Origin of the sequence: Nocardia noduli (assembly GCF_019038455.1) — a bacterium.
Classification (GTDB): Bacteria; Actinomycetota; Actinomycetes; order Mycobacteriales; family Mycobacteriaceae; genus Nocardia; species Nocardia noduli.
Window position 1 is genome coordinate 1 of record NZ_JAFMPL010000086.1, and the last position, 26,945, is coordinate 26,945.

Sequence of the window (26,945 nt, forward strand, 5' to 3'; positions counted from 1 at the left end):
GCCCGCACCCGCGCAGTCGGGTCCGCGTCCCGCTCCGGCGGAGCCGCGTCCCGCTCAGCAGCAGCGCCCCGGCGCTCCGGCACAGGGTGGCCAGGGCGGTCCCCGTCCCGGCGGTCCCAAGCCCGGCCCCAAGACCCCGCGGGTCGGCAACAATCCCTATTCGTCGGCGCCCACTCCCGAGCGTGAGCGGGCCCCACGTCCGGCCCCCGGTCAGGGTGGAGCTCGTCCGGCTCCCGGTCAGGGCGGTCCCCGTCCCGGTCCGGCGCAGGGCGGTCCCCGTCCCGGCCCCGCGCAGGGCGGTCAGCGTCCCGCGCCCGGTCAGGGTGGACCTCGTCCGGCCGCTGCCCAGGGTGGCGGTTCGCGTCCCGGCGGTCCGCGTCCGAGCCCCGGCTCGATGCCTCCGCGTCCGAATCCCGGTGCCATGCCGCAACGTTCGGCACGTCCCGCTCCCGGCGGTGCCGGTGCGGGTCGTCCCGGTGGCGGTCGTCCCGGCGGCGGCGCCGGTGGCGCCGGTCGTCCCGGCGGCGGCGGTGGCGGTGGCTATCGCGGCGGCGGTGCAGGTGGCGGTACCGGTGCTCCCGGTGCGGGTGCAGGCGCTCCCGCGGCAGGTGGTTTCCGTGGTCGTCCCGGCGGTGGCGGCGGTGGTCGTCCGGGTGGTCCCGGTGGCCGCGGTGGTGCGGCAGGCGCGTTCGGTCGTCCCGGTGGCGCACCGCGTCGCGGACGCAAGTCGAAGCGGGCGAAGCGCGCCGAGTACGAGAGCATGCAGGCGCCTTCGATCGGTGGCGTGCGTCTGCCCCGCGGCAACGGCGAGATCATCCGTCTCGCCCGCGGCGCCTCGCTGTCGGATTTCGCGGAGAAGATCGACGCGAACCCGGCCGCATTGGTACAGGCCCTGTTCAACCTCGGCGAGATGGTCACCGCGACCCAGTCGGTGAACGACGAGACCCTCGAGCTGCTCGGCGGCGAGATGAACTACGTCGTCCACGTCGTCAGCCCCGAGGACGAGGACCGTGAGCTGCTCGAATCGTTCGATCTGACCTACGGCGAGGACGCGGGCGGCGAAGACGACCTCGAACAGCGTCCGCCGGTCGTGACCGTCATGGGTCACGTCGATCACGGTAAGACCCGACTGCTCGACACGATCCGTAAGGCCAACGTCCGTGAGGGCGAGGCCGGTGGTATCACCCAGCACATCGGCGCCTACCAGGTGCTGACCCATCTGGGCGAGAACGACCGCCTCATCACCTTCATCGACACCCCGGGTCACGAGGCGTTCACCGCCATGCGTGCCCGTGGCGCGAAGGCCACCGATATCGCGATCCTCGTGGTCGCGGCCGACGACGGCGTCATGCCGCAGACGGTGGAGGCCATCAACCACGCGCAGGCGGCCGACGTGCCGATCGTGGTGGCGGTCAACAAGATCGACAAGGAAGGCGCGAACCCGGACAAGATCCGGCAGCAGCTGACCGAATACAACCTGGTGGCCGAGGAATACGGTGGCGACACCATGTTCGTCGACATCTCCGCCAAGCAGGGCACCAATATCGAGCAGTTGCTCGAAGCGGTGCTGCTGACCGCGGACGCCGCGCTCGACCTGCGGGCCAACCCGGATATGGACGCCCAGGGTGTCGCCATCGAGGCGCACCTCGACCGCGGCCGTGGTCCGGTGGCGACCGTGCTCGTCCAGCGCGGCACGCTGCGCGTCGGCGACTCGATCGTGGCGGGCGACGCCTACGGACGCGTGCGCCGCATGGTCGACGAGCACGGCGACGACGTCGTGGCGGCGCTGCCGTCGCGGCCGGTCCAGGTCATCGGCTTCACGTCGGTGCCCGGCGCGGGTGACAACCTGCTCGTGGTCGACGAGGACCGGATCGCTCGCCAGATCGCCGACCGGCGCAACGCGCGTAAGCGCAACGCCCTGGCCGCGCGTAGCCGCAAGCGGATCAGCCTGGAAGATCTGGATGCCGCCCTGAAGGAGACTTCGGAGCTCAACCTGATCCTCAAGGGCGACAACTCCGGTACCGTCGAGGCCCTCGAAGAGGCCCTCATGGGTATCCAGATCGACGACGAGGTACGGCTGCGGGTCATCGACCGCGGTGTCGGTGGTGTCACCGAGACCAACGTCAACCTGGCGTCGGCGTCGAACGCGATCATCATCGGGTTCAACGTCAGGGCCGAGGGCAAGGCGACCGAGCTGGCCAACCGCGAAGGCGTGGACATCCGGTACTACTCGGTGATCTACCAGGCCATCGACGAGATCGAGAAGGCCCTCAAGGGCATGCTCAAGCCGATCTACGAAGAGGTCGAGCTTGGTCGCGCCGAGATCCGGGCCATCTTCCGTTCGTCGAAGATCGGCAATATCGCCGGTTGCATGGTCACCTCGGGCAGCGTCAAGCGCAACGCCAAGGCCCGTCTGCTGCGCGACAACGTGGTGGTCGCCGAGACGGTGACGATCTCGTCGCTCAAGCGGGAGAAGGACGACGCACCCGAGGTCCGCGAGGGCTTCGAATGCGGTATGACGTTGACCTACAACGACATCAAGGAAGGCGACATCATCGAGGCGTACGAGTTGCGCGAGAAGCCGCGCGACTGATCGCCACGAGCATCGCCGCACCCGCTTCGCACGGAGCGGGTGCGGCGATGTGATGACGTTCGGCATACCGGGGGGCGTGCCGAGTTCGGCAGTGCCCGCCGGTGCGAGCTCCCCTCCACGATTCGACATGAAGAGGTGAGCGTGTACCTGGGTGCACTGGAGTTCGACATTCTGCTCGGCGACGTCCATTCGCTCAAGGAGAAGCGTTCGGTGATCCGGCCGGTCCTGGCCGAATTACAGCGCTTCGGTGTGAGCGCGGCCGAAGGCGGGGAACACGACCTACATCGCCGCGCGTTGCTCGGAGTCGCCATGGTCAGTCCGGAAACGGGCCATCTGACCGAGGTGCTCGACAAATGCGAACGCCACGTCGCGGCGCGTCCGGAGTTACAGTTGCTGGCAGTGCGCCGTCGGATCTTCGGACCCGAGGACTGAACTTTTCATAGTGAGAGTGAGGAGGAAACGGCCATGGTGGATCAAGCCAGGGCACGCCGACTCGCCAAGCGGATTTCCTCGATCGTGGCGACCGCGATCGAATACGAGATCAAGGATCCGCGGCTGCGTTTCGTGACGGTCACCGACGCCAAGGTCAGCGGTGACCTACGCGAGGCGACGGTGTACTACACGGTGATGGGGGAAACCCTCGACGTCGAACCCGATTACGCGGCCGCGGCCGCCGGTCTGGAGAAGGCCAAGGGCGTTCTGCGCTCCAAGGTCGGCGCGGGCACCGGGGTGAAGTTCACCCCGACGCTGGCGTTCATCCTGGACAAGGTGCCCGACGTCGCTCGTGAGATGGAGGAGCTGCTGGCGCGTGCCAGAGCTTCCGACGACGAGGTGGCGAAGGCCGCGGCCAACGCGACCCACGCCGGCGAGGCCGATCCGTACAAGGTCGAGCGCGACGACGAGTCCTGAACAGTACGAGACCAAGAGACTGCGGCACGAATGACAACCAATGGTGATCAGGTCGATTTCGATGCCGCCGTCACGGCGCTCACGACCGCTCGATCGGTGACCGTCGTATGCCACGTGCAGCCCGATGCCGATACCGTCGGCAGCGGGCTGGCGTTGGCGCTGGTTCTGCATCGGCGCGGGGTGCCCGTCCGGGTGTCCTTCGCCGATCCCGCCGAATTGCCGGTGTCGATGCGGTCGCTGCCCGGCGTGCGACATCTCGTCGCGCCCGCCGACGTGCCGCGCGAAGTGGATGTCCTCGTCGCCGTGGATTGCGGTAGCGCGGGCAGGCTCGGAGCTCTCGCCGAGCGGCTGGACGGCGCGGCGACCACCATCGTGGTCGACCATCATCGTTCCAACACCGGATTCGGCTCGATCAACCTGGTCGACCCGGACGCGGAATCGACGACGAGTGTGCTGGCCCGGCTGTTCGAGGTGTGGGGCGAACCCATCGATCGCGATATCGCGCACTGTCTCTACGCCGGACTCGTGACCGACACGGGCTCGTTCCGCTGGGTCAGGCCAGGTACGCACCAGTTGGCGGAGCGTCTGCTGAGTACCGGAATCGACGGTGCCGAGATCACCCGCACACTCATGGACACCCATCCGTTCGGTTGGCTCCCCATGCTGTCGCGGGTGCTCGGCACGGCGCGCCTCGAACCGAGGGCGCACGGCGGCATCGGTGTGGTCTACGCCCTCGTCCGTCGCGAGGACGTGGAGGGACTGCGCTCGGAGGAGATCGAAAGCGTCATCGATATCGTGCGCACCACCTCGGAGGCGGGGGTGGCGGCGGTATTCAAACAATCCCGCGTGGTCGACGACCGCTGGACGGTGTCGCTGCGTTCCCGCGACAGCGTTCCCGGCGCGGCGGACGGTGTCGATGTGTCCGCGGTCGCCACCTCGCTCGGCGGCGGCGGGCACCGATTCGCGGCGGGGTACACCACCCACGGTTGCGCCGAGGATGTCGTCGCCGCGCTGCTGACCGCGCTGGGATGACCGCGGTGCCGCAAGAGGCCGGTGCGGAAGGCGTCGTGTCGGAGGACGCCGTGTCCGCGGGTCCGCGTCGAGTTCTCGGGCTGGCGTTGCCGACGCTGGGCGTTCTGGTCGCCGAACCGATCTACCTGCTGTTCGATATGGCGGTCGTCGGACGGCTCGGCGCGCTCGCGTTGGCCGGGCTGGCGGTGGGCGGGTTGATCCTGGCGCAGGTCAGCTCACAGTTGACGTTCCTGTCCTACGGCACCACGGCCCGGTCCTCGCGTCGGCACGGAGCCGGTGACCGGCGCGGCGCGGTGGCCGAAGGTGTGCAGGCGACGTGGATCGCGCTGGCGGTCGGCGCGGCGATCGTGACGATCGTGCAGGTCACGGCGGTGCCGTTGACGAATGCCATCGCGGGCGGCGGTGAGATCGCGGGGGAGGCGCTCGGGTGGGCGCGGATCGCGCTGTTCGGTGTTCCGCTGATCCTGATCTCCATGGCGGGCAACGGCTGGATGCGCGGGGTGCAGCAGACCCGAAGGCCCCTGATCTACGTCGTGGCCGGGCTCGCGGTGTCGGCGGTGCTGTGCCCGTTGCTCGTGCACGGCCTGCTTGGCGCGCCGCACATGGGACTTCCCGGTTCGGCGGTCGCCAATGTGGTCGGCCAGTCGGTGACCGCCGCGCTGTTCCTCTATGCCCTGGTGCGCCAACAGGTTCCGCTGAGGCCGCACTGGTCGGTGATCCGCGCCCAGTTGGTGCTCGGCCGGGATCTGATCGTCCGGAGTCTGGCCTTCCAGGCCTGTTTCATCTCCGCGGCCGCGGTGGCGGCCCGATTCGGCGCGGCATCGGTCGCGGCCCATCAACTGGTTCTGCAACTGTGGAATTTCCTCGCGATGACGCTGGATTCGTTGGCGATCGCCGCGCAGACCCTGGTCGGAGCTGCCCTCGGCGCGGGGAACGCGAAGGGCGCGCGCGGTCTCGCCCGCCGGATCACCCTGTGGTCGGAGCTGTTCTCACTGGGGCTCGCGGCCTGTTTCGCGGCGGGTGTCAGCGTGATCCCGACACTGTTCACCGACGATCCCGCCGTCTTGGACCGCACCCATGTCGCGTGGTGGTTCTTCGTCGGCATCATTCCCGTCGCCGGAATCGTCTTCGCACTCGACGGGGTGCTGCTGGGTGCGGGCGACGCCGCGTTCCTGCGCACCGCGACCCTCGGCTGCGCACTGGTCGGCTTCCTGCCCGCCATCTGGCTGTCCCTCGTCTTCGACTGGGGTATCGCCGGAATCTGGTCCGGGCTGGCCGTTTTCATGGTTCTCCGCATGTCGGCGGTGGTGTGGCGGGCGCTGTCGGGGCGGTGGGCGCGTGTGGGTTCGGAGGTGCCCGCCGGTATCGCCTAGCCGCCCTATTCCTTCGGTTTCCGGTGCTGCCGGACGACCACCCGTGCCGGGCGGATCGAACGACCGGGAATACTGAGGCCCGGCTGGACGAGGGAGTCGACGGTGCGGTCCTCGTCGGGGTTGTCGGTGCGGACGACGTCGGCCGCCTCCATGGTGAGCGAATCGAACGCCGCACCGGTGCAGGGAGCGACGACGATACCGCCGCGTCCGACCAGCAGACGTTCGATCCGCCCGGCGACCGCGTCGAATGCCTCGCGCTCCCTGGCGGATTCGGCGGTACTCGCGCAGGCCACGGTATCGCCGAGCAGCGCGAACAGTTCGGTGACCAGGGTCAGATCGGCGCCTTGGCGCTCGCGCTGCGCTCTGGCCTTCGCGTCGTCGGCGAGACGTTCGATGGTGGCGGCCTGGCGCGCGACCACACGGGTGAGATCGTCGATGCGTTCGAGGATTTCGTCGTGCGCGGCGGCTTCGCGGCGCGGCGTGACGGGGACGGGTCCGGCGGCGGGCGCGTCGGGTTCGGTCATGTTCGCACCATAACGCGTGCTCGGATCCGTCGGTCCCGGCGTCGGCGCGATCGGCCGGTCGGTGACCGGGCCGGTGTCGGAAGTGGCTGCTACCATCGCGTGCCATGGGGGTCTACGGAATCGACCTGGGCACGACGAACTCGGCAATCGCGCGGATAGACGCCGACGGTCGGCCCGAAGTCATGATCGGAATGAACGGTGAGCCGACGATACCGTCGGTGGTGCTCTTCGCCTCGGCGTTCGACCATCTGGTCGGCGAGGGCGCGCGGCGGCAGGCCCGCCTCGATCCGGAGCACGTGTGCGCGTTGGTGAAACGCCGGATGGGTGACGCGGAGTGGCGTTTCGCCGCCCACGGCACCACCTGGTCCGCACCCGCGGTGTCGGCGCTCATCCTCAAGAGCCTGGCCGCCGATGTCGAATTCGGCGGTGGCGAACCGGTGGGGCGCGCGGTGATCACCGTGCCCGCGTATTTCGGTGACGAGGAACGGCGCGCGACGATCCAGGCGGGCACCTACGCCGGATTCGACGTGGCGGGCGTGCTTTCCGAGCCGATCGCCGCCGCGCTGTCCTACGGATTCGGCAGGCTCGACGGCAGCGTGGATGTCGGCAAGTCCGGCGCGCGCGAGACGGTACTCGTCTACGACCTCGGCGGCGGAACCTTCGACGCCACCGTCATCGAACTGGCCGACCGGCGGATCTCGGTCCTCGCGGTCGAAGGCGATCACCAGCTCGGCGGCGCCGACTGGGACGAGCGCGTCGCCCTGTATCTGTCGCAGCAGTTCTGCGCCGCCAATCCGGACGCCGAGGACCCGCTCGACGATTCGGCGGGCTCGCAGATGCTCGTGCTGGCCGCCGAACAGGCCAAACGAGAGCTGAGCGAGGCCGAGCGCACCGAGGTGGTGATCGCGCACGACGGCGCCCGCGCGGTCGTGCCGCTGACCCGCGCCGAAGTGGAATCGATGACGGCGTCGCTGATGCGGCGGACCGTCGACCTCACGCGCGACTGTCTCGCCGCGGCGGCCAAACGCGGCGTCGCCTCGGTGGATCGGCTGCTGCTCGTCGGCGGTTCCTCGCGCATGCCGATGGTGGAACGCGAACTGCGCAAGGAATTCGGCCTCGACGGCGAATTGCGCGATCCCGATCTGTCGGTGGCGCGCGGCGCGGCCCTCTACGGCGAGAAGCTGGAGATGGAGCGGCTGATCCTCGCCGATCTGATGACCCGCGGCCGTCTGCGCGACGGTTCGCCGTTGCGCGAAGCCGCGCCCGCCGATCTGGAACAGTCCGTCGCGCGGGTCGCCGCGTCCTTCGGGCAACCGGTCGGCCTGGTCCGGCGCATGGTCGAGATCCAGGTCGATACCGTGGTGTCGCGCGGCTTCGGTGTGCTCGCGCTGAACTCGCAGTACGGACTCGCGGCGGCGTGGCTGGTCCACCGCAACCAGACACTGCCGGTGCGGGTGCGCCGTTCCTTCGGCACCGTGCGCGAGGACCAGGATCAGATCGAACTGACCATCGTCGAACAGCAGGGCCAGGCGGCATCGATGCGGCCCGAGGATACGAAGGTCCTGATCGAAGGACGTATTCGCGGAATCCCGCCGGGGTATCCCGCCGACAGCGAAGTGCGGGTCACCTTCGAGATGGGTTTCGACGGAGTCCTGCACGTCACGGCGCATCACGTCGACGCGGACATGCCGCTGACCCTGTCCGCCCAGACCGGCGCCACCCTGTCCCAGGCGGATGTCGCCCGGGAACTCGATCAGGTTCAGCGCACCCGCCGACGCACCGGGTAGCGACGTGATGGATGCCTTCAACCCCAACGACTACCGCAAACGGGTACTCGCCGCGGTCGAGCGCCGCGGCGGACCCGAGCAGTCGGATTCGTTCGAGCTCTACGACATTCCGCTCGACGACGCGGAGACACTCGGTGACGCCGAGGTCGCCGCGCGCGTCGAGGAGGTCTGGGGTTTCTGGCAGCGCCAGCGTGACCACCCGAAATACCGTGTGCTGGTCGGACTTCTGGTGGACGATCACGACCGTCGCAGCGAATTGCTGCTGAATGCGAGTTCCCGCCGCGCCGAGGCGATGCGGGTGCGGCAGGTCCGCGAGCAGCGCGACGCCGGACGCTACGAAATGCTCGATATCGCCGTCTCGCGGCTGGTCCAGCGACACGGTGGGGTGCCCGAGAGCAAGGTCGCGGGTCTCGAGGAGATCGGCGCGATGGGCGGGCTCGACGCGGCCGAGGTCGCCGCGCGCCTGCGCAGGCACAAGATCCTGGCCGATCAGCCGCCGGTCGCGCCCTCGGCGGGTACGACACTGACCGAACAGCGGCGCAAGCAGATCCGGCAATTGCTCAGCGAATGGGATCGGCTGCTCGAAGGGCAACCGGCCCCCACTCTTTTCGCGCTGCTCGGCCTCGATCCGACCGATGCCGCGCACACCGAGGAGATCCGCCTGCGCGCCGAGGCGTTGCGGGCGCGTTCACGGGAGTTGCCGCCGGGCCGGATCCGGGTCGTACTCGACGAATTGCTCGTGCACGTGCAGGATCTGCTCGAGGGCGGCGGCCCCGAGGTCAGGGAGTACGTCCGCTCGATCGTCGACGACGTCAGCACCGAGCTGCGGCCGAAGGTCCGCGCCGCGGTGCTCGTCGAGGATCAACTGGTCGGCGAGGACTACCAATTCCTGCTCGAAGAGGCGATCGAACTCGGACTCGATCGCGCCGAGGCGATCCGGGTGCTCACCGATCTCACCACCGCGCTCGGCGCGCGCATCGAGACCTCGCCCGTCGTCCCGCCGCGGCCCGAGACCCCGGCGTACTCGGCGCAACGGGAGACGCGGAACACGTCGGCTCGGGCACCGGACAGACAGTGGGAGCAACCACTCAAAGCGGCGCGCGGGTCGCTGCGGCACGGGCGTCCCCAGGAGGCGGCCAGGCAGGTCGCCCAGGCACGTCAACTCGACAACGGCGCGGGCACGACGCCGATCCGGTCGGTCGCCGACGAGGTCGAACGGGTACTCGCCGAGGCCGGGGTGCGCTGGCGCAACGTCACCTCCGCGCTGGCGGCCAAACGCTACGTCGAAGCCGTCGAACATCTGGAATACCTGCGGCGCACGGCCTCCGATGTGCCCCCACCGACCGGTCGCACGGCGGGCCTGGAGGAATCGCTGGCCGAGGCGCGACGCGCCATCGCCGAAGCCGACCGGCTGGTCGCCGCCGCCGTGGCCGGGCCGCCCGTCGACCGCACCCGCGGACTGCTCGCCGCCCGCGATATCTGCGCGGACCACCGCGGCGTGGCCGAAGCGCTCGCCGCCACCGTCGTCGAACCCCCCGGCAATGTCCGGGTGTCCCGCATGCGCAACGGCTCGGCGCAGGTCACCTGGTCAGCCTCGCCCGCGGGAAACGTCGACTACCGGGTGACCCGCCTACAACCGGACGGCTCGTGGCGCGTCGTCGGCCGGACCCGGGTCACCGAACTCGAAGACGGCGGAATCCCCTCCACCGGAACACTTCCGGTCTACGCGGTCGCCGCGGCGCTCGCCGGACAGTACTCGGAGATCGCTCGCTCCGACGCGCCACCGCCCGCGGTGCACGGACCCGCCGCCGCGCAGGCGGGAACCGGCGTCGGGGAGACGCGGTCGAGTCCCACGCTCGGATCGAGCGAGGTATCCCCGGACCGAACCTCCACGGCGGTCGACGCTTCGGCTGCCCGCCGAACGCTGTCGGGACATTCGTCCACCACTACGCCAGCGACCTCGCCGACAGGCCCCGTGATTGCGTCGGGTGCTGCCGCGGCTTCATCGACGGCCCCCGCGGCTTCGTCGGCAACCACCGCGCCGTCGTCACCCATGAGCGCGAGCGATCCGCCCGCAGCCGCGAATTCGACCGACTCCGGAGCGGGGCATCCACCGGCGACCACGGGGCAATTCACCGCTGGGCAGCCCGGCACCGTCCCGGGGGATTCACCAACTGCCGCAGTGGATTCGGCGGCGTCGACCACCGGTGTCGAGCCCACCGCCGACCGGGGAACACCGCGCGACGAGCCGAATCCCAGCGGAATCCCCACGGTGAGCGGGTTGGCCGAGCACGGCGGTCTGCTGGTGTTCACCTGGCCGGTCGGCGTCACCGAGGTTTTCGTGGTGGCCCGCGCCGACGCGCCTGCCGCGACACCGGACGACCCGGGGGCGCGCGCCTGGAAGGTCACCAATATGCGGTACGAGATCGACGGCGGGGTGAAGATCCCGCCGGATCTGCCTCGGCCCTGCCATATCGCCGTCGCCTCGTGCCGCCGCGAGGCCAACGGGTCGCTCACGATCGCCGCCGGATTCGCCGCGACCGCCCGGCTCCACTGGGTCGGCTGAGCGCGGACGGTCCGGTCCAGCGCGTGCGGCGTGGACCCGGACCTCGTGCGACGAGTGCTGGACAGGCTCGCTCCGCGGCGATGTGACAAGGTAGGTGTGGTGATACCCAAGTTGATGGCGGTGAGCGACGTGCACGTCGGCCACCAGGGGAATCGGCCGGTCGTGGAGCAGATCCGGGCGGATTCGCCCGAGGATTGGCTGATCGTCGCGGGTGACGTGGGCGAGAAGGCCGAGGATATCCGCTGGGCGCTCGAACTGCTGCGCAGTCGGTTCGCGAAGGTCATCTGGGTGCCCGGCAACCACGAACTGTGGACGACGCCGAAGGATCCGGTGCAGTTGCACGGCGCCGCCCGCTACGACTACCTCGTCGCGATGTGCCGGGATCTGGATGTGGTGACCCCGGAGGACCCGTTTCCGGTGTGGTCGGGCGCGGGCGCGGAGGAATTCGGTTCGCCGGTGACCCTGGTGCCGATGTTCCTGCTCTACGACTACTCGTTCCTGCCCGAAGGCGCCCTCACCAAGGCCCAGGGTTTGGCGATCGCCCGCGAACGCAATGTGGTCGCGACCGACGAATTCCTGCTGTCGCCCGATCCGTATCTGACCCGCGATGCCTGGTGCCACGCCCGGGTCCAGGCGACCCAGCGCAAACTCGACGCCTTGCCCGCGGACACCCCGATCATCATGATCAATCACTTCCCGATGGTCCGCCAGCCCACCGACGTGCTGTGGTACCCGGAATTCGCGCTGTGGTGCGGCACCACGCTGACCGCCGACTGGCACACCAGCTACAACGTGGTGTGCTCGGTCTACGGCCACCTGCACATTCCGCGCACCTCCTACTACGACGGCGTCCGCTTCGAAGAGGTCTCCCTCGGCTACCCGCGCGAATGGCAACGTCGCGGACTGCCCGATCAGCTCCTGCGTCAGATCCTGCCCACCCCGGCCTACCCGCCGGGTTCGCTGAACGCCTGGGGCGGCCATTTCAAGGTCACCCCGGAGATGGAGGCCGCGGCCTCGCAGATGCGCGAACGCGCCCAGCGTCGCCGCGGCGTCTGAGCTCTGCATTAGGCTCGGGAGCGATGATCGAGAACATTCTGCCCAACGGGGTCGCCTCGGCCGAACTGTTGGCGTACCCGGAGGATCTGAAACCGCATCCTGCGGAAGAACATCTCATCGCCAAGTCGGTGGACAAACGCCGCCGTGATTTCATCGGCGCCAGGTACTGCGCGCGACAGGCGCTCGAGCAGTTGGGCGAGCCCGCCGTGGCGATCGGCAAAGGGGAGCGGGGGATGCCGCTGTTCCCGCGCGGCATCGTCGGCAGTCTGACCCACTGCGACGGATACCGCGCGGCGGCGCTCGCGCACAAACTGCGCTTCCGTTCCGTCGGCATCGACGCCGAGCCGCACGGCGCACTGCCCGAGGGCGTCCTGGATTCGGTGAGCCTGCCGCAGGAGCGGGAATGGCTGGGAGCCGCCTCCACCGGACTGCACCTGGATCGATTGCTGTTCTGCGCGAAGGAAGCCACCTACAAGGCCTGGTTCCCGCTGACGTTGCGCTGGCTCGGTTTCGAGGACGCGCACATCACCTTCACCGTCGACGACCTGTCCGACGACGCGGGCTCGGGCACCTTCCACAGCGCGTTGCTGATTCCGGGCCAGACCACCGACGGCGGGGTGCCGCTCACCTCGTTCGACGGGCGCTGGGTGATCGGCGACGGGCTGATCCTGACCGCGATCGTGCACGGCTGATGGCGCAGACCGCGCGCGACATCCTCGGCGGCCTGCTGATCGTCGACAAGGACGGCGGCTGGACCAGCCACGATGTCGTCGCGAAATCGCGAAGACTGTTGCACACCAAGAAGGTCGGGCACGCGGGCACCCTCGATCCGATGGCCACCGGCGTGCTCGTCCTCGGCGTCGAGCGCGCGACCAAACTGCTCGGCCTGCTCACCCTGACGACCAAGGCCTACACCGCCACCGTCCGTCTCGGGCAGGCCACCACCACCGACGACGCCGAGGGCGAGATCCTCGCCACCACCCCCGCCACGCATCTCGACGACGCCGAGATCGCCGCGCGCACCGCCGAACTCACCGGTGACATCCAGCAGGTGCCCGCCACCGTCAGCGCGATCAAGGTCGACGGCGAACGCGCCTACGCGCGCCACCGCGCGGGCGAGGACGTGCGACTGGCCGCCCGCCCGGTCACCGTCTCCCGCTTCGACATCCTGGCCCGCCGCGACACCGGGGATTTCGTCGACATCGATGTCGAGGTCGAATGCTCCTCCGGCACCTATGTGCGCGCGCTCGCCCGCGATCTCGGCGCCGCGCTCGGCGTGGGCGGACACCTGACCGCATTGCGGCGCACCCGCGTCGGACCCTTCACCCTCGACCATGCCCGCACCCTGGACGAGTTGGCCGTGGCCGCCGAATCCGGCGCTCCGCTACTGAGTCTCGGCATCGACGACGCCGTCCGCACCGCCTTCCCGCATCGTTCGATCTCCGCAGCCGAGGCCGAATCCCTGCGTGACGGACGCTGGCTGGAACCCCTCGGCGTCAAGGGCGTGCACGCGGCACTCACCGAGGACGGCACCGCCATCGCGCTGCTCGAGGAGAAGGGCAAACGCGCGTCCTCCGTCATGGTCATCCGCCCCAGAGGGCTTATCGACTGACGACGCGGCTCTCGTTGCCGCATCGCGCGTTTCCGTGTTCGCGCGGCGCGTCCACACCCGGTCGGATTCCGTACAGTGGTGCGTGGTCGGCCGCACGCACCGGGATATCGCGGCGACTGTGGGAGGCAGTGGCAATGAGCGAACATCCCGTCGACACGTTCGACCTGTGGGACCGTGACAACGACGGTCTGGTCTCCGTCGACGACATCGTCGCCGGTATCAGGACACTCGGCCGCGAGGTCGACGTCGAGGCGGTCGAGCGCATGGTCGCCGCCGCCGACACCAACGGCGACTACCTGGTCTCCCGAGCGGAATTCGACGCCGCCGTCCTCGGTGGCCGCATCGAGGTGACCGACGCCGATGCCGCGTTCGAGGTATTCGACGTCAACGGCGACGGCAGGATCTCCGTCGACGAACTCGAATCCATGATCCGCCACGTCGGCGCGGGACTCATCGACGAACCGGCGCACGCGCTGCTCGCCGCCGCCGACCACGACGGTGACGGCTATCTCTCCCCGTCGGAATTCCGCGCGCTGCTCGATTTCCTCTCGCGCTGAACGGATTCCGGCGCGTCGACGCGCTCAGTCGGTCAGCCAGATGGCCTCGGCGGCGGGCCTGCCGAGATCGGTCGTGACTTCGGTGTTGCCGATGCGAATCGCGATGGTGCCCGCGAAATCTCGGCGTTCCACCACCGTGATGGCGGTGTCGAGGGCGATGCCGACGGCGTCGAAATAGCGCAGCATGTCCGGATCGGAATCGGAGATGCGCGCGACCCGACCCGATTGTCCCGCACGGAAATCGCTGAGCTGCTGGGCGGGCGGAGTCGGCACGGCGCCGTCGGCCGAGGGAATCGGATCACCGTGCGGATCACGATCCGGATAGCCGAGTTTGGCGTCGATACGGGCCATCATCAGATCCGAGACCGCGTGTTCGAGCACCTCGGCCTCGTCGTGCACCTCGTCCCAGCGGTAACCGAGCTCGTTCACCAGGAAGGTCTCGAGCAGCCGGTGCCTGCGCACCATCGCGATCGCGGCATCGCGGCCCTGCTCGGTCAGCGTGATCGAGCCGTAGCGAGCGTGTTCGACCAAACCTTGGTCCGCGAGTTTGCGCACGGCTTCCGACACCGTCGACGCGGAGACGCCGATCCGCTCGGCGAGCAACTTCGTCGACACCTTCTCCTGCGACCACTCCTGGGCGGTCCAGATCACCTTCAGATAGTCCTGGGCGACCGAGGTCAGCTCCTTGGCCACCGTCGCGGTGCCGCCGACGGGTTCCTCCCGCGCGGAGCTGTCCGTCAGCTCGCGGCGAGTGGCGATGTCTCGTTTACCGGGCACATATTCGAGCTTATGCACTGAACGCCGGTTTGACACACTACGACGCTCCCGCTCCCATCCTGAGCGAACCCCTGTTCACCAGCCGGAAACGGGAACGGGAACGTTCTGTGACATCCCGTACGCCCGAATGTCGTTCGCCCCGCGATCTCCGCAGGCCCTCACGCCCCGCGCGCACGGCACGGCGTGGGCTTCGGTCGGACCGCCCTCGGTGCTGTCTATTAGGCTGCGGACTGTGCAGAGATGGCGAAGTCTCGACGACGTGCCCGCGGACTGGGGCCGGTGTGTGCTCACGATCGGCGTATTCGACGGAGTGCATCGCGGCCACGCGCAGTTGATCAGCCGCGCGGTGAAGTCCGCGGCCGCGCGCGAGGTCCCCGTGGTGCTCATGACCTTCGATCCGCACCCCATGGAGGTGGTGCGCCCCGGTTCACATCCCGCGCAGCTGACCACACTCACCCGGCGGGCCGAACTGGCCCAGGAACTCGGCGTCGACGTGTTCTGCGTGATGCCGTTCACCCAGGACTTCATGAAACTGACCCCCGCCCGCTACGTCCACGACCTGCTGGTCGAACGACTGCACGTCACCGAAGTGGTGGTCGGCGACAACTTCACCTTCGGCAAGAAGGCCACCGGCACCGTCGAGACGATGCGTGAACTCGGCGAGCGATTCGGCTTCGAGGTCGACGGTGTGAAACTGGTCGGCGAACACGCGGTGACGTTCTCCTCCACCTACATTCGCGCCTGCGTCGACGCGGGCGACATGTCCGCCGCCGCCGAAGCGCTCGGACGCCCGCACCGCGTCGAAGGCGTCGTCGTGCACGGTGACGGCCGCGGCAGACTCCTCGGCTTCCCCACCGCGAACGTGGCACCGCCCATGCACGCCGCCATCCCGGCCGACGGGGTCTACGCGGGATGGTTCACCGTCCTCGGGCCCGGACCGACCATCGGCACCGTCACACCCGGCGAACGGGCGATGGCGGCCATCTCGGTCGGCACCAACCCCACCTTCTCCGGTCGGGCGCGCACCGTCGAGGCCTACGTCCTCGACGGCGAAGCCGACCTGTACGGCCAGCACGTCGCGGTGGATTTCGTGGAACACCTGCGCGGGATGCGCAAATTCGACTCGATGGAAGAACTCATCGAGGCGATGGGCCGTGACGTCCAGAACGCGCGCAAAGTCCTGTGACTGCCGCGCCACGAGCGCCCCGATTCGGTCCCCCGATATCACTCGGGTAGGCTGGCTCCTCGGGTTTGCTGCGGTCCGCGGTGGCGCCCTCCCGGAATTCCGGATATTCGAGCGCGGGACTGAAAAATAGGAGTGGATGCCGCATGGCGCTGACCACCGAGCAGAAATCGGCCATTCTCAAGGAATACGGCCTGCACGAGACGGACACCGGTTCCCCCGAGGCGCAGATCGCGATGCTGTCCAAGCGGATCTCGGACCTGACCGAGCACCTCAAGATCCACAAGCACGACCACCACACCCGCCACGGGCTGCTCGCGCTGATCGGCCGTCGCCGTCGGCTCTCGAAGTACCTTCAGGCCAAGGACATCGAGCGCTACCGCTCGCTGATCGAGCGCCTCGGGCTGCGTCGATAGCGGCCGGGGCCGCGGGTTCGCGGCCCCCTTTGTCTCGCGTTCGAGCGGTCGATACTCGCGACTTCGTCGCATTGTCTCGACCGCTCGAACGCGAGACGGGCCGCGAACGGGGCGCTCGTAGGACTCGCGCCGTTCGGGGTGGCGTCGATGATGATCAACACGCGATCGTCCGGGCGCTGGTAACACTGCCGACGGGGAGACGTACAATCTCCCCGTTGGCTTTTTCGTGTATCGGGGTTGGATCGTCGTGGCGTTCGCGTGAACGCATGAGTGCCATGGCACGCCCCGGATGCACGAACAACACAGCCGTACGCATCCGCCGCGTGGCGTCGGTCTTCGGTAGTGGCCCCTCGGTTGTCCCGACGGGCTTCGATCGATGACCGCCTCCGCGTCGCTGGTTCCAAGGGGAATCGGCCGGGTGCGCGCGCCGCAGCCAGGTGGTTGCCGCGTGTCCGTATCCGGTACGGCTGACGACAGCCGGGTCGCATCCACGAGGGTGCGCTGGACCCGGCGAGACGAGAGGTTGAGAGCAGAGAATGACCGAAACAACTGAACGCAAGTCCACGGCCGTAGAGGTCGAGCCGGGTGTGTTCGAATCCGTCGCGCTGATCGACAACGGCAGCTACGGCACCCGCACCGTTCGTTTCGAGACCGGCCGTCTGGCCCGTCAGGCCGCTGGTTCGGTCGTCGCCTACCTGGACGACGAGACCATGCTGCTGTCCGCCACCACGGCGGGCAAACATCCCAAAGAGCAGTTCGACTTCTTCCCGCTGACCGTCGACGTCGAAGAGCGCATGTACGCCGCGGGCCGCATCCCGGGTTCGTTCTTCCGCCGCGAGGGCCGCCCCTCCACCGACGCGATCCTGACCTGCCGCCTGATCGACCGTCCGCTGCGCCCGTCCTTCGTCGACGGCCTGCGCAACGAGATCCAGGTCGTCGTCACGGTCATGAGCCTGGATCCCAACGACCTGTACGACGTGGTCGCGATCAACGCCGCGTCCGCCTCCACCCAGTTCGCGGGTCTGCCGTTCTCCGGTCCGGTCGGCGGCGTCCGCGTCGCGCTGATCGAGGGCCAGTGGGTCGCGTTCCCGACCGTCGAGCAGCTCGACGGCGCGGTCTTCGACATGGTCGTCGCCGGTCGTGTCACCGAAACCGGCGACGTCGCGATCATGATGGTCGAGGCCGAGGCCACGGACAAGGTCATCGCGCTGATCGAGGACGGCGCGCAGGCGCCGACCGAGGCCGTCGTCGCCGAGGGGCTCGAGGCGGCCAAGCCGTTCATCGCCCGGCTGTGCCGCGCGCAGGCCGACCTCGCCGAACTGGCCGCCAAGCCGACCGGTGAGTTCCCGCTGTTCCCGCCCTACGGCGCCGACGTGTTCGAAGCCGTGGAGGGCACCGCCAAGCGCGAGCTCAACGAAGCGCTGAGCATCGCCGACAAGCAGGCCCGCGAGGCGAAGACCGACGAGATCAAGCTCGACGTGCTCTCGCGTCTCGGCGACGATTTCGCCGGCCGCGAGAAGGAACTGGGCGCGGCGTTCCGCTCGGTCACCAAGAAGCTCGTGCGCCAGCGCATCCTCACCGACGGTTTCCGCATCGACGGCCGCGGACTGGCCGATATCCGCGCCCTGTCCGCCGAGGTCGCGGTGGTTCCGCGGGCTCACGGTTCGGCGCTGTTCGAGCGTGGCGAGACCCAGATCCTCGGCGTCACCACCCTCGACATGGTGAAGATGGCCCAGCAGGTCGACTCGCTCGGCCCGGAGACCTCCAAGCGCTACATGCACCACTACAACTTCCCGCCGTACTCGACCGGTGAGACCGGCCGCGTCGGTTCGCCCAAGCGCCGCGAGATCGGCCACGGCGCGCTGGCCGAGCGTGCCCTGATGCCGGTGCTGCCGAGCCAGGAAGAGTTCCCGTACGCCATCCGTCAGGTCTCGGAGGCGTTGAGCTCCAACGGTTCCACCTCGATGGGTTCGGTCTGCGCGTCGACCCTGTCGCTGCTGAACGCCGGTGTGCCGCTCAAGGCCCCGGTCGCCGGTATCGCGATGGGTCTGGTCTCCGACACCATCACCAACGAGAAGGGCGAGGACGAGGTCCGCTACGTGGCGCTGACCGACATCCTCGGCGCCGAGGATGCCTTCGGTGACATGGACTTCAAGGTCGCGGGCACCCGTGACTTCGTCACCGCGTTGCAGCTCGACACCAAGCTGGACGGCATCCCCTCGCAGGTGCTGGCAGGCGCGCTGAGCCAGGCGCACGACGCGCGCACCACGATCCTGGACGTGATGGCCGAGGCCATCGCCACCCCGGACGAGATGAGCCCGTACGCGCCGCGCGTCACCGCGATCAAGATCCCGGTCGACAAGATCGGCGAGGTCATCGGCCCCAAGGGCAAGGTGATCAACCAGATCACCGAGGAGACCGGCGCCAACATCTCCATCGAGGACGACGGTACGGTCTTCGTCGGCGCGACCGACGGCCTGAAGGCGCAGGCCGCGATCGACGCGATCAACGCCATCGCCAACCCGCAGCTGCCGAAGGTCGGCGAGCGTTTCCTGGGCACGGTCGTCAAGACCACCGCCTTCGGCGCGTTCGTCTCGCTGCTGCCGGGCCGCGACGGTCTGGTCCACATCTCCAAGCTCGGCAACGGCAAGCGCGTCGCCAAGGTCGAGGATGTGGTCAACGTCGGCGACAAGCTGCGCGTCGAGATCGCCGATATCGACAATCGCGGCAAGATCTCGCTGGTGCCGGTCGACGACAGCGCCGAAGAGCCCGCTTCCGCCGACACGGTCGATGCGGGCGTGGCGGGGACCGAGTAGTACTTGTCTCTGTGACGAAGAAGAAGACGGCAACCCCCCTGCTCCGCGACGAGCAGGGGGGTTCGTCACTCCAGTTGCACTCCGACGATTCCCTGCGCCCCGACGGCGCCGACACCGGCGTCCGTCGCACGGTGCTACCCGGTGGCCTGCGTGTGGTCACCGAACATGTGCCCGGCGTGCGTTCGGCCTCCATCGGCGTATGGGTCGGCGTCGGTTCGCGCGACGAGGGTCCCACCGTCGCGGGCGCCGCGCATTTCCTGGAACACCTGCTGTTCAAGGCGACCCCGACCCGATCGGCGCTCGATATCGCCGAAGCGATGGACGCGGTCGGCGGTGAACTCAACGCGTTCACCGCGAAGGAACAGACCTGCTACTACGCCCATGTCCTCGACGAGGATCTGCCGCTCGCGGTCGATCTGGTCTCCGACGTGGTGCTCAACGGACTGTGCCGCGCCTCCGATGTCGACGTGGAACGTCAGGTGGTGCTCGAGGAGATCGCCATACGTGACGACGATCCGGAGGACCTGGTCGGCGACGCGTTCCTGTCGGCGCTGTTCGGCGATCATCCGATCGGGCGTCCGGTGATCGGCTCGGTCGAATCCATCGAATCGATGCACGCCGGGCAGTTGCGCTCCTTCCATCTGCGGCGCTACCGGCCGGACCGGATGGTCGTCGCGGTGGCGGGCAATGTCGAACACGACCACACCGTCGAACTGGTGCACCGGGCGTTCGAGAATCGGCTCGATCCGTCGGTCGAACCCGCGCGACGGCGTGAGGGCCGGTTCCGGCCGAACCGCGCACCGGAACTCGAGCGGAGCCATCGCGACAGCGAACAGGCGCACCTCGCCTTCGGCGTCCGGGCCTTCGGCAGGCACGAAGGGGAGCGGCGCTGGCCGTTGTCGGTACTGAACACCGTGGTCGGTGGCGGACTGAGTTCCCGTCTGTTCCAACGTATCCGGGAGGAGCGGGGGCTGGCGTACTCGGTGTATTCCAGCGTCGACACCTTCGCCGACACAGGGGCGTTCTCCGTCTACATCGGATGTCAGCCGGAGAACCTCGGCCAGGTCGCCTCGCTCGCGCGCGGTGTGCTGGAAGAGGTCGCCGCCGACGGCATCACCGACGCCGAATGCGCCCGTGCCAAGGGTTCGTTGCGCGGCGGATTGGTACTCGGCCTGGAGGATTCCGCCTCCAGGATGAACCGCATCGGCCGCAGTGAACTGAGCTACGGCAACCACCGCAGCGTCTCCGACACCCTGGCCCGTATCGACGCGGTGACGACCGACGAAGTGAGCGCGATCGCGAAAACCCTGCTCTCCCGGCCCTACGCGGCCTCGGTCGCCGGACCCTATCGGCGGACCCGCGAATTGCCCGCCTCGGTCAGGCGTCTGGTCGTCAGCTGATCCGCGACCGGACGCGGTGATCCGCAGACCGAGACCGTTGTCGCGCGGGCGCGGGTCGCCAGGGAGTCGGGGCGGTTCGAGCACGCCCGCGAACTGCTGGGTGCCGCGCTGGTGGAATCGCCGGACGATCCGATCCTGCTGGAGGAGATCGCCGATATCAGCTTCTCGCTGGACCGCTTCGACGACGCGCTGCGCTACGCGGGTAGGGCGATCACGATGGCACCGCAGCGGGCGGGTCCGCACGTGACCGCCGCCCTTGCCTACGAGATCTTCGATCGCCGGCCCGCGTCGGTTGCCGCGCTTCTGGTTCTCGTGTTCTCGGGTTCGCTCGCCGAAGTGGGCGTCGTCCTGCTGCGCCTGGATCGGACCGCCGCCGCCGTGCGCGGCGGTTACGTGCTGCTCCTCGCGGCGGCATGCGGCGCGGGATTCGCGCACCTGCTGTTCTTCCTCACCTGGCTCGGTCGTCGCGGGGGTGATCGCGACGCCGCCGAAGCATCCGGCCACGCGGTCGTGAGTCTGGTCTTCGTGACGGGCGGCGCGATCGTCCTGCTCGGCGTGATCGCCGCCCTGCGGCACTGGTCGCGCCAGCCGACGGCGTTCTGGGTGCTGGTCGTCCTGGCGTGCGGTATCGCGCTCACATTGCTGCTGGAGTCGGTGTTCGCCCTCTACCCGGATCTCCGTCCCGGCGCGCGGTGGATTCCGGTGCTCGTGGCCGCCGTCGCGGTGACGGGAATGTGGTGGGGCGCGCACGAACCGGGGTCGGAGCCTTTCCGCAGTACGGAACGTCTGTCGCGGCCGACCGTTCCGCGATTCACCCCGAAGCCGCTGCCGACGATGCCCTCGTTCCGCGTCACCGTGGCGCCCGCGCCGCGGCCCACCGGTGACCGCTGACGCAGGTCGGGTCGGTGGAGTCAGCGGCGAGGGGCGCCGGCGGGATAACCGTTCGACCCGGCATCGATCCGGTCGGCGTCGGCGCGGTTGGCCGCGTCCACGATGGGGGCGAGTACACCGGGGAGCGCTCGGTCGAGGTCTTCGGTGCGCAGCCGCTGGCAGGTCTGGCCGTCGATGAGCAGTCGTTCGATGACGCCCGCTTCGCGCAGGATCTTGAAATGGTGGGTCGCGGTCGATTTGTTGATGACCTCGTAGAGCGCGGCGCAGCGTACGGCGTCGCCCGCGTTGCTGAGTCGCCGCACCATCTCGAGCCGGACGGGATCCTGCAACGCGGCGAGAACGGTGGGGAGCGGCGCGACCGACGGAGCCTGTTCGTTAGCATCGCTCATGATCTACCTCACTCCGGGGTTTGATGAACTTCGAACCGGAGGTATGGTCGATTCCGGTTCGATCATCATCAAACCTACCTGATCGGAGTGGTCCATGACAGCGAGTGTTGCGGTCCCCGCGGACGAACAGACCACCCAGCGCTGGGCGTACACGCTGGTTCTCGTCGCGAGCGGCGTCGCCCTCGGCGTCTCGGGGGTACCCGCGCCGCTCTACGGCCTCTACGAGACGCAATGGCATCTCTCACCGCTGACCACGACCGTCGTGTTCGCCGTCTACGCGTTCGCCGCGCTGGCCGCGGTGCTGGTGTCGGGCAAGATCTCCGACGTCGTCGGACGCAAGCCGGTCCTGGTCGGCGCGTTCGGCACGATGATCGCCGGACTCGTCGTCTTCGTGCTCGCCGATTCGGTGCCGATGCTGATCCTGGCCAGGGCGCTGCACGGGTTGGCGGTCGGCGCGACCGTGGTCTCCGGGGCGGCGGCCCTGCTGGATCTGCGCCCGCACCGGGGCGCGCGATCCGGGCAGCTCAGCGGGGTCGCCTTCAATGTCGGTATGGCCGTGGCGATTCTGGGTTCCGCGCTGCTCGCGCAGTACGCCCCGTACCCCCTGCGCACGCCGTACGTGGTGATCACGGTGATCTGCCTGATCATCGGGGTCGGTGTGATCGCCCTGCGCGAACCGCACGCGTCGCGCGTGACGGGTCGGATCAGGATCGCGAGACCCGCTGTCCCACAGGAGATCCGCGCCGATTTCTGGTTCTCCGCGATCGGGGTCATGGCGGCCTGGTCGGTGCTCGGTGTGCTGCTGTCGCTGTATCCGTCGCTGGCCGCCCAGCAGACCGGGATCCACAATCTGGTCTTCGGCGGCGCTGTCGTGGCCTCCACCGCGATCGCGGGCGCGACGGTCCAGCTCATCGCGACGCGGGTGCCCGCTCGCTTCGCCGCCATCGCGGGCGACACCGGCATGGCCGCCGCGTTGCTGCTCACGATTCCCGCGCTGGCCACCCACAACGGGGTCGTGGTGCTGGCCGCGGGGGTCGTGCTCGGCGCGACGTTCGGCCTGGGATTCGGCGGATCCCTGCGTCACCTGTCGGAGGTGGTGCCGCACCACAAGCGCGGCGAGACGATGTCGGCCTACTACCTGCTCGCCTATACGGCGATGGCACTGCCGACCATCCTCGCCGGGTGGGCCGCGACCACCTGGGGGCTGGGGTCGGTGTTCCCGTGGTTCGTCGGCGTGGTCGCCGTCGCGTGCCTCGTCGCGGCCGGACTCGGGCTGCGGCGCGACAAGGGGGTCGTGCCCGCGGTTCAGTCCGCCACCGCGGTCTCCTGAAGTGCCCGCCAGCTGAAACCCCGAACCTCGTCGACGCTGAGGACCGCGGTGACCGAACGGTCGGTGTGAGCATCCGCGAGGCGATGGCGCTCGAGGAATCGGACGACGACCAGTTCCGCGGTGCCGACGAGAATCCGCGCCTGCGAGATCTCGATCACCAGGCCGGGCCGGGAGTTCCGCGCGGCCGGCAGGCCCTCCAGCAACTCGGCGCGATCGACGGTGGTTCCGTCGATCGTCACCATGGTGAACGCGACGTGCAGGGTTCGGGCGAACTCGTCGAAGATCTGCCGCGGCGCCTCGGACCCGAGCCAGGTGGCCAGCAGAGCGTGCGCCTTCTCGATCTCGGTCACCGGATCGAGCGGATCGGACCACGTATCGGGCATGGTTCGCACACTACCGCCGCACCGCCCGACTACTCGGCGCTCACACGACGAGGTGGCCGCGGCAGCTACTCTCCGGCACATCGGGTGGACATTCACGTGGCGTTTCCCGGCGACCGATTTCGATTGCGGCGCACACGGTCCGCGCGACCGGCGCGGTGGTCGGACAGTGACATTCCGGCTACCATTCGGCTCATGCGATGGGGGCGGTCTGCCGACCGGCTGCACCGGGCGGCGTTACTGCTCGCGGTGTCAGCGGTGGTCCTGGGTGGGTTGGGTTTCGCGGCCCTGACCTGGTGGTTGTTATGGCTCGGGTTCGGCGCGCGGGCGGAGCCGCCGAATCAGGTGGATCTGACCAAGATCGCGCTGTCGGTGACGGCGGGCGTCGGCGGCGCGGTCGCGCTGGTCGTGGCATACCGCAGGCAGCGCGATCAGGAGCGGGGGAGGTTCGCCGAACTGTTCGGGGTGGCGGCGCGGCAACTCGGGGATCCCGATCCGGCTATACGGCTGGCCGGGGTCTACGCCATGGCGGGGGTGGCCGACGAATTCTCGGCCCCCGGCAGGCGTCAGCAGTGCGTCGACGTGCTCTGCGGCTATCTGCGACTGCCCTACGATCCCGACAGCGGGGCGAATCACCTTGTCTCCCGGTCGGAGACGGTGGACGAGGCCGGGACGAAGGTCGAACGGACCTATCAGCACCGGCAGAACGATCGCGAGGTGCGCTGGGCCGTCGTCCGGGTGATCGCCCAGCATCTGCGCCGTTATTCCGAGGTGTCGTGGTCGGGGTGCGATATCGATCTCACCGGCGCGGTCTTCGAGAACGTGAATTTCGAGGCGGTCGAATTCGGTGGCCGTCGCACGACCTTCACCGGCGCGAAATTCCTCGGCGACAGCGATTTCCGCCGAGTGCGATTCACCGGCGCGCACCTCACCTTCCGCGACGCCGCGTTCGAGGGCGGAGAGGCGAAATTCGTCGACGCCGAATTCCATGCGGCGCGAACCACTTTCGACGGCGCGAAGTTCTCGACCGCCGCGACGTCCTTCGCCGACGCCCGATTCCTCGGCGCGCGGACGACCTTCGACGGGACGGCCTTCTCGGGCGCTCACACCTCCTTCCAGGCCGCGCGCTTCGGCGGCGACCTGACCTCCTTCGAGCGCGCCACCTTCGACGGTGAACACCTCCGGTTCGACCACGCCGAATTCACGGGTCGACGCATCGTGTTCGCCGCCGCCCGGTTCTTCACCGCGACCACCGATTTCGGTCGGACACGGTTCGGTACGGCGGGCAGGATCCGGAATCGCGGAACCCACGAGATCGATTTCATCGCAGCCGAGTTGCACGGCGCCGTCTCCTTCGCGGACGCGGCCTTCGCCGGCCGCGTCGCCACTTTCGTCGGCGCCGATTTCTTCGGCGACATCTCCTTCCTCGGTACCCGTTTCTCCTCGGGCGAGACCGATTTCGACCGCCCGAAGGCGTGGGTGGGGGTCCGTTTCGACTGGGACGACAATCCGTCGCGCAAACCGGTCACCGTCACACCGAATCCCTGGCCGCCGACGCCCGCGCCGACGACCTGAATCCGCGGGCGGTCCCGGCCACGGATTCGGGCAGCCGGATCCGGTCGGTGCTCTACGCCGGGCCGCCGCCGTAGGGCACCGTGATGATCTCCAGGAAGTGACCGCTCGGGTCGAGGAAATACACGCCGCGACCGCCGTCGTTGTGGTTGATCTCGCCGACGCCGCGCTGATGTGGATCGGCCCAATGCTCGAGCCGGTAGCGCTGGATCTTGGCGTATGCCGCGTCGAATTCGGCTTCGGAGATCAGGAAGGCGTAGTGCTGCGGTGGGATTTCCGCATCCGGGGTGACATTCGCGAAATCGAAGGTCACGCCGTTCGCGGTGGGAACCGCGATGAACGGGCCCCATTCGCCCGCGATATCCAAACCCAGTATGTCCGACCAGAATTCCGCGGACACCCGGTGGTCGCGGCATCCGACGATCGTGTGGTTGAACTGTACCGACAAGGGATTTCTCCTCGTGTCGTGACGGCCCCGACCCTGGGCTCGGTACAAGGCGGCCGACAGGAGCACCGTCACGGCCGACGATAGTAGTCGGCCACCCCGGAGTTCGCCAGCCATCGGCGATCGACGGTGGTCCGGCGGTACGCGAGGGTACTTCGGCGGTGTGTGTTCGCACGTCACGGGCGCGCGGTAGCGTCGCAGGAATGAGGATTCACGGTGCTGTTCTGGAGCGGATCGCGGCGCCCGCGCCGTTCGCCGATTCGACGCCGATCACGGTGTGCGATCTGGAGCTCGGCGATCCGGGACCGGGTGAGTTGTTGGTTCGTATCGAAGCGGCCGGGTTGTGCCATTCGGATCTGTCCGTGGTCGACGGGAACCGGGTGCGGCCGGTGCCGATGCTGCTCGGACACGAGGCGGCGGGCCGCGTCGAGGCGATCGGGCCGGGTGACAGCGATATCGCCGTGGGACAGCGGGTCGTGATGACCTTCCTGCCGCGCTGCGGCGAATGCGCGGGCTGCGCGAGCAACGGCCGCACGCCGTGCGGTCCCGGCAGTGTCGCCAACAATGCCGGTGAGCTGCTGAACGGCGGTAGCAGGCTGCGCCGCGACGGCACGGAGGTCCATCACCACCTCGGAGTCTCCGCGTTCGCGACGCACGCGGTGGTCGACCGCCGTTCGGTGGTTCCCGTCGACGACGACGTCCCGCCGGAGGTGGCCGCGGTTCTCGGCTGCGCGGTGCTCACCGGGGGCGGCGCGCTGCTGAATTCCGCACCACCCGGTCCGGGCGACCGGGTCATGGTGGTCGGTCTCGGCGGCGTCGGAATGGCCGCGGTGCTGGTCGGAGTTTCGCTCGGCGGCGAGGTCATCGCCGTCGACACCGTGCCGGAGAAACTCGCGCTGGCGAAGGAACTCGGCGCGACGGCCGCCTACACCCCGGCCGAACTGACCGAACACGGCGTGCAGGCGGAGATCGTCATCGAGGCGGCGGGCAATATCCGCGCCTTCGAGACCGCGGTCGCCGCCACCGCCGCGGGCGGCACCACCGTCACCGTCGGCCTGCCCGCGCCCGACGCGAAGGCGAGTATCTCGCCGTTGGCGCTGGTCGCCCAGGGGCGTTCGATCGTCGGCAGTTACCTGGGGTCCGCGGTGCCCGCGCGCGACATCCCCGAATACGTCCGCATGTGGCGCGAGGGCAGGCTGCCGGTCGAGCGGCTGGTGTCGTCGCATATCGGGCTCGGACAGATCAATCACGCGATGGACGAACTCGCGGCCGGGCACGCGTTGCGCCAGGTGATCGTCTTCGAGTGAAGGCCGCGCCGGGCCGAGCATGGTCTGCCC

General features: G+C 68.9%; 24 protein-coding genes. 19 read left to right on the forward strand and 5 right to left on the reverse strand.

Features of this window, described 5'->3' with window-relative positions; translation table 11 throughout:
• The 5 genes from infB to JZ792_RS31070 form a co-directional block, all read left to right on the forward strand.
• A partial coding sequence (gene infB / locus JZ792_RS31050) for a translation initiation factor IF-2 (RefSeq protein WP_216916207.1) occupies positions 1 to 2,593 on the forward strand: 2,593 nt, incomplete at its 5' end.
• 141 nt (positions 2,594 to 2,734) lie between these two features.
• Entirely contained in the window at positions 2,735 to 3,025 is a 291-nt protein-coding gene (locus tag JZ792_RS31055) for a DUF503 domain-containing protein (protein ID WP_109527532.1), read from the forward strand.
• 33 nt (positions 3,026 to 3,058) lie between these two features.
• A complete protein-coding gene (gene rbfA / locus JZ792_RS31060; RefSeq protein ID WP_216916209.1) occupies positions 3,059 to 3,502 on the forward strand; it encodes a 30S ribosome-binding factor RbfA in 444 nt (147 codons plus the stop codon).
• Positions 3,503 to 3,532: 30 nt separating this feature from the next.
• The gene (locus tag JZ792_RS31065; protein ID WP_216916211.1) at positions 3,533 to 4,534 is read left to right on the forward strand and encodes a DHH family phosphoesterase; all 1,002 of its coding nucleotides are present in this window, start codon (positions 3,533 to 3,535) and stop codon (positions 4,532 to 4,534) included.
• Entirely contained in the window at positions 4,531 to 5,907 is a 1,377-nt protein-coding gene (locus tag JZ792_RS31070; protein WP_216916213.1) for an MATE family efflux transporter, read from the forward strand. Before JZ792_RS31065 ends, JZ792_RS31070 begins: the two co-directional genes overlap by 4 nt.
• 5 nt (positions 5,908 to 5,912) lie before the next feature.
• On the opposite strand, the gene grpE is transcribed toward JZ792_RS31070, so the two are convergent.
• Positions 5,913 to 6,431 (reverse strand): nucleotide exchange factor GrpE, encoded by a 519-nt coding sequence (gene grpE / locus JZ792_RS31075; RefSeq protein WP_216916217.1) that lies wholly within the window; start codon positions 6,429 to 6,431, stop codon positions 5,913 to 5,915.
• A 104-nt stretch (positions 6,432 to 6,535) separates the two neighbouring features.
• Here grpE and JZ792_RS31080 point away from each other — a divergent pair, with 104 nt between their 5' ends.
• From JZ792_RS31080 to JZ792_RS31105, 6 genes are all read left to right on the forward strand, one after another.
• On the forward strand, positions 6,536 to 8,218 hold the full coding sequence (locus tag JZ792_RS31080) for an Hsp70 family protein (RefSeq protein WP_216916220.1): 1,683 nt from the start codon (positions 6,536 to 6,538) through the stop codon (positions 8,216 to 8,218).
• Positions 8,166 to 10,784, forward strand: a complete 2,619-nt coding sequence (locus JZ792_RS31085) for a fibronectin type III domain-containing protein (RefSeq protein ID WP_216916222.1) — start codon at positions 8,166 to 8,168, stop codon at positions 10,782 to 10,784. The genes JZ792_RS31080 and JZ792_RS31085 overlap by 53 nt, the downstream gene beginning before the upstream one ends.
• 99 nt (positions 10,785 to 10,883) lie before the next feature.
• Positions 10,884 to 11,840 (forward strand): metallophosphoesterase family protein, encoded by a 957-nt coding sequence (locus JZ792_RS31090; protein WP_216916234.1) that lies wholly within the window; start codon positions 10,884 to 10,886, stop codon positions 11,838 to 11,840.
• Positions 11,841 to 11,863: 23 nt separating this feature from the next.
• Positions 11,864 to 12,532, forward strand: a complete 669-nt coding sequence (npt, locus tag JZ792_RS31095) for a 4'-phosphopantetheinyl transferase Npt (RefSeq protein ID WP_216916238.1) — start codon at positions 11,864 to 11,866, stop codon at positions 12,530 to 12,532.
• Entirely contained in the window at positions 12,532 to 13,452 is a 921-nt protein-coding gene (gene truB, locus JZ792_RS31100; protein ID WP_216916241.1) for a tRNA pseudouridine(55) synthase TruB, read from the forward strand. Before npt ends, truB begins: the two co-directional genes overlap by 1 nt.
• Before the next feature lie 134 nt (positions 13,453 to 13,586).
• A complete protein-coding gene (locus tag JZ792_RS31105; RefSeq protein WP_216916244.1) occupies positions 13,587 to 14,009 on the forward strand; it encodes an EF-hand domain-containing protein in 423 nt (140 codons plus the stop codon).
• 24 nt (positions 14,010 to 14,033) lie between these two features.
• Here JZ792_RS31105 and JZ792_RS31110 read toward each other — a convergent pair whose 3' ends face one another.
• Positions 14,034 to 14,702 carry a metal-dependent transcriptional regulator gene (locus tag JZ792_RS31110; protein ID WP_308165523.1) on the reverse strand — a complete coding sequence of 223 codons (669 nt, stop codon included), beginning with the start codon at positions 14,700 to 14,702 and terminating at the stop codon, positions 14,034 to 14,036.
• A 316-nt stretch (positions 14,703 to 15,018) separates the two neighbouring features.
• Here JZ792_RS31110 and JZ792_RS31115 point away from each other — a divergent pair, with 316 nt between their 5' ends.
• The 5 genes from JZ792_RS31115 (at position 15,019) to JZ792_RS31135 (ending at position 21,492) form a co-directional block, all read left to right on the forward strand.
• Positions 15,019 to 15,972, forward strand: a complete 954-nt coding sequence (locus JZ792_RS31115) for a bifunctional riboflavin kinase/FAD synthetase (RefSeq protein ID WP_216916247.1) — start codon at positions 15,019 to 15,021, stop codon at positions 15,970 to 15,972.
• Between the two features lie 143 nt (positions 15,973 to 16,115).
• The gene (gene rpsO / locus JZ792_RS31120; protein WP_216916250.1) at positions 16,116 to 16,385 is read left to right on the forward strand and encodes a 30S ribosomal protein S15; all 270 of its coding nucleotides are present in this window, start codon (positions 16,116 to 16,118) and stop codon (positions 16,383 to 16,385) included.
• A gap of 536 nt (positions 16,386 to 16,921) precedes the next feature.
• Positions 16,922 to 19,201, forward strand: coding sequence for a polyribonucleotide nucleotidyltransferase (locus JZ792_RS31125; protein WP_216916253.1), 2,280 nt, complete (start codon positions 16,922 to 16,924; stop codon positions 19,199 to 19,201).
• 74 nt (positions 19,202 to 19,275) lie between these two features.
• The gene (locus JZ792_RS31130) at positions 19,276 to 20,601 is read left to right on the forward strand and encodes a M16 family metallopeptidase (RefSeq protein ID WP_254190614.1); all 1,326 of its coding nucleotides are present in this window, start codon (positions 19,276 to 19,278) and stop codon (positions 20,599 to 20,601) included.
• 111 nt (positions 20,602 to 20,712) lie between these two features.
• On the forward strand, positions 20,713 to 21,492 hold the full coding sequence (locus JZ792_RS31135; protein ID WP_216916256.1) for a tetratricopeptide repeat protein: 780 nt from the start codon (positions 20,713 to 20,715) through the stop codon (positions 21,490 to 21,492).
• Between the two features lie 20 nt (positions 21,493 to 21,512).
• Here JZ792_RS31135 and JZ792_RS31140 read toward each other — a convergent pair whose 3' ends face one another.
• A complete protein-coding gene (locus JZ792_RS31140) occupies positions 21,513 to 21,881 on the reverse strand; it encodes an ArsR/SmtB family transcription factor (protein WP_216916259.1) in 369 nt (122 codons plus the stop codon).
• A gap of 94 nt (positions 21,882 to 21,975) precedes the next feature.
• Between JZ792_RS31140 and JZ792_RS31145 the strand changes: the two genes are divergently transcribed.
• Complete coding sequence (locus tag JZ792_RS31145; RefSeq protein WP_216916262.1) at positions 21,976 to 23,211, forward strand: MFS transporter; 1,236 nt, start codon at positions 21,976 to 21,978, stop codon at positions 23,209 to 23,211.
• Here the strand turns inward: JZ792_RS31145 and JZ792_RS31150 are convergent.
• Positions 23,187 to 23,594, reverse strand: a complete 408-nt coding sequence (locus tag JZ792_RS31150; protein ID WP_216916265.1) for a hypothetical protein — start codon at positions 23,592 to 23,594, stop codon at positions 23,187 to 23,189. The genes JZ792_RS31145 and JZ792_RS31150 overlap by 25 nt on opposite strands.
• Positions 23,595 to 23,786: 192 nt before the next feature.
• Between JZ792_RS31150 and JZ792_RS31155 the strand changes: the two genes are divergently transcribed.
• Positions 23,787 to 25,166 (forward strand): pentapeptide repeat-containing protein, encoded by a 1,380-nt coding sequence (locus JZ792_RS31155; RefSeq protein ID WP_216916268.1) that lies wholly within the window; start codon positions 23,787 to 23,789, stop codon positions 25,164 to 25,166.
• Between the two features lie 52 nt (positions 25,167 to 25,218).
• On the opposite strand, the gene JZ792_RS31160 is transcribed toward JZ792_RS31155, so the two are convergent.
• Positions 25,219 to 25,611 carry a VOC family protein gene (locus JZ792_RS31160; RefSeq protein WP_216916271.1) on the reverse strand — a complete coding sequence of 131 codons (393 nt, stop codon included), beginning with the start codon at positions 25,609 to 25,611 and terminating at the stop codon, positions 25,219 to 25,221.
• A 200-nt stretch (positions 25,612 to 25,811) separates the two neighbouring features.
• Here JZ792_RS31160 and JZ792_RS31165 point away from each other — a divergent pair, with 200 nt between their 5' ends.
• Positions 25,812 to 26,915, forward strand: a complete 1,104-nt coding sequence (locus JZ792_RS31165) for an alcohol dehydrogenase catalytic domain-containing protein (RefSeq protein WP_216916273.1) — start codon at positions 25,812 to 25,814, stop codon at positions 26,913 to 26,915.
• The last annotated feature ends 30 nt before the right edge of the window (positions 26,916 to 26,945 follow it).

Excerpts from the sequence above, each read along its gene's own strand:
- JZ792_RS31125 (WP_216916253.1), top strand. The coding sequence starts at position 16,922 with ATGACCGAAACAACTGAACGCAAGTCCACGGCCGTAGAGGTCGAGCCG.
- JZ792_RS31080 (WP_216916220.1), top strand. The coding sequence starts at position 6,536 with ATGGGGGTCTACGGAATCGACCTGGGCACGACGAACTCGGCAATCGCG.
- JZ792_RS31145 (WP_216916262.1), top strand. The coding sequence starts at position 21,976 with ATGACAGCGAGTGTTGCGGTCCCCGCGGACGAACAGACCACCCAGCGC.
- JZ792_RS31105 (WP_216916244.1), top strand. The coding sequence starts at position 13,587 with ATGAGCGAACATCCCGTCGACACGTTCGACCTGTGGGACCGTGACAAC.
- rbfA (WP_216916209.1), top strand. The coding sequence starts at position 3,059 with ATGGTGGATCAAGCCAGGGCACGCCGACTCGCCAAGCGGATTTCCTCG.
- JZ792_RS31070 (WP_216916213.1), top strand. The coding sequence starts at position 4,531 with ATGACCGCGGTGCCGCAAGAGGCCGGTGCGGAAGGCGTCGTGTCGGAG.
- npt (WP_216916238.1), top strand. The coding sequence starts at position 11,864 with ATGATCGAGAACATTCTGCCCAACGGGGTCGCCTCGGCCGAACTGTTG.
- truB (WP_216916241.1), top strand. The coding sequence starts at position 12,532 with ATGGCGCAGACCGCGCGCGACATCCTCGGCGGCCTGCTGATCGTCGAC.
- JZ792_RS31140 (WP_216916259.1), bottom strand. The coding sequence starts at position 21,881 with ATGAGCGATGCTAACGAACAGGCTCCGTCGGTCGCGCCGCTCCCCACC.
- JZ792_RS31165 (WP_216916273.1), top strand. The coding sequence starts at position 25,812 with ATGAGGATTCACGGTGCTGTTCTGGAGCGGATCGCGGCGCCCGCGCCG.
- JZ792_RS31155 (WP_216916268.1), top strand. The coding sequence starts at position 23,787 with ATGCGATGGGGGCGGTCTGCCGACCGGCTGCACCGGGCGGCGTTACTG.
- JZ792_RS31085 (WP_216916222.1), top strand. The coding sequence starts at position 8,166 with ATGTCGCCCGGGAACTCGATCAGGTTCAGCGCACCCGCCGACGCACCG.
- JZ792_RS31065 (WP_216916211.1), top strand. The coding sequence starts at position 3,533 with ATGACAACCAATGGTGATCAGGTCGATTTCGATGCCGCCGTCACGGCG.
- JZ792_RS31150 (WP_216916265.1), bottom strand. The coding sequence starts at position 23,594 with ATGCCCGATACGTGGTCCGATCCGCTCGATCCGGTGACCGAGATCGAG.
- grpE (WP_216916217.1), bottom strand. The coding sequence starts at position 6,431 with ATGACCGAACCCGACGCGCCCGCCGCCGGACCCGTCCCCGTCACGCCG.
- rpsO (WP_216916250.1), top strand. The coding sequence starts at position 16,116 with ATGGCGCTGACCACCGAGCAGAAATCGGCCATTCTCAAGGAATACGGC.